The organism is Siphonobacter sp., assembly GCF_048595215.1.
Taxonomy (GTDB): domain Bacteria; phylum Bacteroidota; class Bacteroidia; order Cytophagales; family Spirosomataceae; genus Siphonobacter.
This window is the reverse complement of the sequence record NZ_JBMDWJ010000132.1, coordinates 1-4,548: the sequence shown is the minus strand read 5'-3', so window position 1 is coordinate 4,548 and position 4,548 is coordinate 1. Positions and strand designations below refer to the sequence as shown.

Sequence of the window (4,548 nt, the reverse complement as noted above, 5' to 3'; positions counted from 1 at the left end):
TTGATTTAACTCTAAACTGTTTTGGTGATTCCGCTGGGATTCGAACCCAGGACCCATACATTAAAAGTGTATTGCTCTACCAGCTGAGCTACAGAATCAGTACTTTCTAACAAAATAGAGGATTAAAACAAACTTCGGATGGTAACGAAGAGACGCTAAAAGCGTTGATTTAACTCTAAACTGTTTTGGTGATTCCGCTGGGATTCGAACCCAGGACCCATACATTAAAAGTGTATTGCTCTACCAGCTGAGCTACAGAATCATTATCTTTGCTTGACAGAAAATCTTTCCGTTTTTGCGAGTGCAAAAGTAGTGTTATCAGCAGCCGAACGCAAGTGTTACGACTTAAAAATTTACAATTCTCTATCTTTTTTTTCTTTGCCAGCCTGCAACTGTCTGCTGCTCAGAATGTCGCACAACGACTTATTCACGCCGATTCTCTGTTCGAAATTCATAGTTTTCGGAAAGCAACCCTGGCCTACGAACAAATTCTGAAGACTTCACCCCTAATTTCTCCAACTGTTTATTTAAAACTGGCTTATCTCTACGAACAAAAAAAAGATTGGCTTCAGGTACAATACTACCTCAACCTGTACTACGAACAGATTCCGGACGAACGCGTACTGCGAAAAATGAATGAAATCGCCCGCGACCAAGGCTGGAAAGGATACGAGCTGGATGACTTTAATCTGCTCATTCTACTCTTCAAGCAGTACTCGGGCTATCTCATTGGCCTATTCCTTATCATCGGGGTATACGTTTTTGCCGTTTTACTCAGTAAACGACTCAAGCATCAGTACATTCCCTTCCGGCACAAAATGATTTTCTTCTTCTACTGGGCGGGCGTTGCTCTCTTAGTTAATCTGCCGGGCCGTTACCGACAGGCCATCATTCGGAAAGAGGGTTCAATTCTTCGGAGTGATCCTTCAGCGGCAGCTCCCCCGACCGAGATCGTTAAAGAAGGTCACCGCCTGAAAGTGGTTGGAAAATCGGATATCTGGTACCAGGTACTCTGGGAAAATCAGCTCGTATACGTCAAATCCTCCGATGTCTGGATTGTCCGCTAGCGTTTTCGCAGGGGTGAATTCTCTTCCTTGGCTAATTCGTTGTAGACCATGGTATCCATAAACTTTGGAAAAAGCTTATTCAGCCATACGGTGAGCTTACCCTGCGAAGTCAGAATCAACTCCCTTTTGCGTTGAACGATGGCTTTATAGATATGAGCAGCCACTTCCTCCGCCGACATCATTTTTGCTTCATTCCGCATCGTCTCTCCCATTTTCTGCCCGTCTTTTCCCAGCGAGGCAACGCGGATATTCGAAGCTGTAAAACCCGGCGAGGCGGTCAGCACGTGTACGCCCGAATGCAGTAATTCGGTGCGTAAAGCTTCTAGGAAGCCGTTCAAGGCAAACTTTGAAGCCGAGTACCCTACGCGTACCGGCAAACCCCGATACCCCGCGATAGACGAAATGCCCACGATACTGCCCTTGCTCTTGAGCAGGTGTGGCAAAGCTGCTTTGGTTGCGTAGACACTGCCGAAGAAATTAATGTCCATGACTTTACGAATGACTTCAGGATCGAGGTCTTCGAACATGGCTCGCATCGAAATACCGGCATTGTTAATCAGTACATCGAGCTGACCAAACTCAGCAACAACCGCTGCTATCACGGCTTCATTGTCTGCCTGTACACTAACGTCAGAAACCAGACTCAGGCAGGTGATGCCTTCGTTTTTTAGCAGTGTTTCGACTTCGGCTAATTTCCCGGCATCCCGACCCGTGATCACTACTTTACTACCCTTTCGGCCAAATTCCACCGCCAATGCTTTTCCAATCCCGGAAGAACCGCCCGTAATGAGTACCACTTTATCTTTCATAGCCTTTTCATTCAAAACTGCTAAAATACGGTCCGCTCTACACTTTAGATACGACCGGCTCTAGCGTAAGAGGTTCACCACCCCCTTAAACTGACGTTTGGAATACTTAATGACGTAGTAGTACTGCCCAGTGGAGAAGTCTTCGCCCGTCCAGCGAAAATTGTGCTTGGTATCACGGAAGACGCGTTTCCCCCAGCGGTTAAAAATCTCGACGTACTGGAATTGCTCAATACAGTTATCTAGGGGCAAATCGTCCACTGAAAAATGATCGTTTTTACCGTCGGCATTGGGCGTAAATACGTTGGGTGGTAGAAATTCATAGTCTACCATCTGATCACGAACCACCAGTTCTACCTTTACGGAATCGTACCGGTTGGGATTACAGGAATTGTCTTCGGTAATAAAATCCACAATAAACGTTTTCTCGGGCAGTCCTTCCATGAGTTCACAGGTTGGTATCCATTCGAATGGACCACTCACCGTACCCGTACCCGACTGATCACTCCATTGCATACCCGCTTCGCCCAGGGTAAAGCCCCTTCCCTGCCCCCGCAGTACCAAGGGATCTCGTTCGGGATCCTGAGCATTGACTTGAAACCGAATGGGCTGACCAGCGATTCCCTGTAGGGTTACGGTAGCCGTATTGCCGGGTAAGGTTGTTGCCACTGACGGGGGCTGACTGGGCCTTCCGGTAGTTGTTAACTCAACACTGACGGAATCCGTCAGGTTACGGCCGCAGCGAAGATCGATGACGTAGAAATCAACGATGTACGGTTCCCGACGTACGGCCGCACAGGGCAAGGTCCAGCTAAAGGGTGAACGAGCTTTCCCCAGTCCTTGGGAGGGTGTGAAGTTCATCCCTACACTAGCCAACGAAAAACCACGCCCCCGGGCCTCCAGCCGAATACTGTCCGGGTCCAGATCCAAACCGTCGATATTAAAATCAAGCTTCGTTCCTACCATTACGGTTGCCCGGTTATTGGCTAAAGTCGTCGATACCTTCGGTTTCTGATTGGCTCTGGGCCGAACGAATACGCTGATAGTTAACGTATCGTGTTGGGGAAGGGGACAACTTTCGTCACTGGCGATCACCTGAAACCGTAAGGGCCGGCTATCGGCACTTTCGGCACATTCCCCCAGGCAGATTTGAGCCCGAGCCGTATCACTACCCGTGGTCAGTGTCACTTGGGTGGGCGTAATGGTATACTGTAGCGGGTTCGGATGCAAGGCTTGTACTTTTAAATTCAGGCGGGAATTGGGGTCTTTGTCCGTAAAAAACAGATCAATGCACCGCTGCTCGCCTACCGTCATCTCCATGGTTTGGCCGGGTTTGTAGAATTCTCTTTTCCCCTGCTCCCGAGCCATTACTACGGGAGGAGCACTCATGGGGCAGTCGATCACTTTCAATTGGAAGTCCCGACGAACCAGCCCAATGCGTTTACCCGCCCGAAACTCCTCCACCATTACCGAAAACACGTGCAGCCCCAGTTGCGTAGCCGTTACTGACAACTGTCCCGTACGTGGGTTGATAGTCAGCGGTGGATTCCCAATGATGGCTGTCGTCGCCGAAAATCCAGCCCCCCACGTGATAGCGGGGTACGATGAACTCGGCTGAGCTAATGGCCTGGGATTAATGGTGTTACTAAATCCATTCAGGGGCGTAACGAGGGAATAACGCAGACTGTCTCCATCGGGATCAATGGCACTAAAATCAAAGGTAAAGGGACGGTTCAGACAGATAAAGTCACCTTTTACGGTCGTAAATTGAGGAGAAGAGTTGACATAGGGCCGACTATTCTGATACAGCGGTGGCATTTCGAGGTAAAATACGGTAGCCGCATCCTGAGGTCGTACGATGTTGGTAATGATGTTGTTCCGACAGCAGCGTTCCCAGACGATGTAATAGCCCTGCGGATCATCAAATTCCTGTTGTCGAAAAATAACGTCGGAGCTGTAGCGAATGAGTCGCGTACGCAGGGAAGCTCCCGCCGATGTACAGAGCGGATTGCTGTAGGGAATCAGGGCACTGGCTACCCGGGGCATTTCCAGATCACCCATTCGGGCATTATCACGTTTGCGAAAAACCGAAATTACTACGGTTAAGTCATTAGCTCCGGGTTGGCCGTTAATGTCATCAAAGTACAGGTTCAGCGAAATGCGGTGCGTAGCTCCGTTGATACTGCTTCTCAGCGATTCAAATTGCAACTCCCCACCCACAATGTGCGTAGCTCGGGCCAGCAGTACACTCCACAGTAATAAAAAAGTCAGGTAAATTTTTTTCATAGTACAACAGGATCAATTACGGAATTTACGGTTTAGGGCTGAATCAGCAAAGAATCCGACGATGCGGGGACTGAAATAGCGGAGAGGCTCCGGAAAATGTCTAATTTTGCGGGATCAATGAGAAAGAAACAACAAAAAGCCCCGGTGATTCTGGAAAATCTCCGGGTTGAAGATTTTGCCGCCGAAGGAAAATGTCTGGCCCGTAACGATGGGCAGGTGATTTTCATTGAGGGAGAGGTAGCCCCCGGTGATCTGGTCGATGTTCGCATATATAAAACCAAGTCCAGCTTTCGGGAAGGCCGGGCTATTGCGGTACGAGAGTATTCCAACCTCCGTCAAACGCCCCGTTGTCAGCATTTTGGAACCTGTGGTGGCTGCAAATGGCAGCA

Annotated in this window: 4 protein-coding genes and 2 tRNA genes; 2 read left to right on the top strand and 4 right to left on the bottom strand. The window is 49.0% G+C overall.

Going from position 1 to position 4,548, the window contains the following annotated elements; translation table 11 throughout:
* Positions 1–22: 22 nt before the first annotated feature.
* Positions 23–98: transfer RNA gene (locus tag ACOJTG_RS07715), tRNA-Lys, on the bottom strand.
* Positions 99–186: 88 nt separating this feature from the next.
* A tRNA-Lys gene (locus ACOJTG_RS07710) sits at positions 187–262 on the bottom strand.
* A 73-nt stretch (positions 263–335) separates the two neighbouring features.
* Here ACOJTG_RS07710 and ACOJTG_RS07705 point away from each other — a divergent pair.
* Entirely contained in the window at positions 336–1,067 is a 732-nt protein-coding gene (locus ACOJTG_RS07705; RefSeq protein ID WP_420153278.1) for an SH3 domain-containing protein, read from the top strand.
* Here the strand turns inward: ACOJTG_RS07705 and ACOJTG_RS07700 are convergent.
* Positions 1,064–1,876 (bottom strand): SDR family oxidoreductase, encoded by an 813-nt coding sequence (locus ACOJTG_RS07700; RefSeq protein ID WP_420153277.1) that lies wholly within the window; start codon positions 1,874–1,876, stop codon positions 1,064–1,066. The two genes, ACOJTG_RS07705 and ACOJTG_RS07700, sit on opposite strands and share 4 nt — an antisense overlap.
* Positions 1,877–1,936: 60 nt before the next feature.
* Entirely contained in the window at positions 1,937–4,159 is a 2,223-nt protein-coding gene (locus ACOJTG_RS07695) for a gliding motility-associated C-terminal domain-containing protein (RefSeq protein WP_420153276.1), read from the bottom strand.
* A 117-nt stretch (positions 4,160–4,276) separates the two neighbouring features.
* Here ACOJTG_RS07695 and ACOJTG_RS07690 point away from each other — a divergent pair.
* The coding region (locus ACOJTG_RS07690) for a TRAM domain-containing protein (RefSeq protein ID WP_420153275.1) at positions 4,277–4,548 on the top strand (272 nt) is incomplete at its 3' end.

What these genes read in the sequence shown, in the direction of transcription:
- ACOJTG_RS07700 (WP_420153277.1), bottom strand. Translation starts at nt 1,876, where the DNA reads ATGAAAGATAAAGTGGTACTCATTACGGGCGGTTCTTCCGGGATTGGA.
- ACOJTG_RS07695 (WP_420153276.1), bottom strand. Translation starts at nt 4,159, where the DNA reads ATGAAAAAAATTTACCTGACTTTTTTATTACTGTGGAGTGTACTGCTG.